Source organism: Nocardia sp. bgisy118 (assembly GCF_057708605.1).
The window spans coordinates 1-893 of sequence record NZ_JBYISM010000082.1 but is presented as its reverse complement, the minus strand read 5'-3'; the positions used below and the strand labels follow the sequence as shown (position 1 = coordinate 893).

Genomic DNA, 893 nt, shown 5'->3' with positions numbered 1-893 from the left:
GGCAGCCCGGACTCGAAGGGCGCGTACACCTTTCGCAGCGCCTCCCAGTACGGCTCCAGATCGCAGACGTTGCCCAGGTCGAGTCCGGTGTCGAACTCGCTGTTGGCCGCCGCGGCGACGATCGCCGAGAGCGCGGGCTGACTGGTGGTGCCCGCCATGGCCGAGCTCGCGCCGTCCACCGCGTCGGCGCCGGCCTGCCAGGCCGCCAGGTAGGTGGCCAGCTGACCGCCGGGGGTGTCGTGGGTGTGCACGTGCACCGGCAGGTCGAAGTTGCTGCGCAGCGCGGTGACCAGGGTCGCGGCCGCGGGCGCGCGCAGCAGACCGGCCATGTCCTTGATCGCGAGCACGTGCGCGCCCGCGTCCACGATCTGCTCGGCCAGCTTGAGGTAGTAGTCGAGGGTGTAGAGGTTCTCGTTCGGGTTCGACAGATCGCCGGTGTAGCTCATCGCGACTTCGGCGATGGCGGTGCCGGTTTCGCGCACCGCGTCGATGGCGGGGCGCATCTGGTCGACGTTGTTGAGCGCGTCGAAGATACGGAAGATGTCGATGCCGGTGGCCGTCGCCTCGGAGACGAACGAGCGGGTCACCTGCTCCGGGTACGGGGTGTAGCCGACGGTGTTGCGCCCGCGCAGCAGCATCTGCAGGCAGATGTTCGGGATCGCCTCGCGCAGCGCGGCCAGCCGCTCCCACGGGTCCTCGTAGAGGAAGCGCAGCGCCACGTCGTAGGTCGCCCCACCCCAGCACTCGACCGAGAGCAGCTCCGGGGTCATCCGCGCGACGTGCCCGGCGACCTGCAGCAGACCGTTGGACCGCACGCGGGTGGCCAGCAGCGACTGGTGCGCGTCACGGAAGGTGGTATCGGTGATCCCGACCGCCTTCTGCTCGCGCAGCGC

Annotated in this window: 1 pseudogene; it reads right to left on the bottom strand. The window is 70.2% G+C overall.

The window, feature by feature from the left end:
* A pseudogene (locus AC3EO7_RS37805) lies at positions 1–893 on the bottom strand (pyruvate carboxylase); the annotation flags it as partial.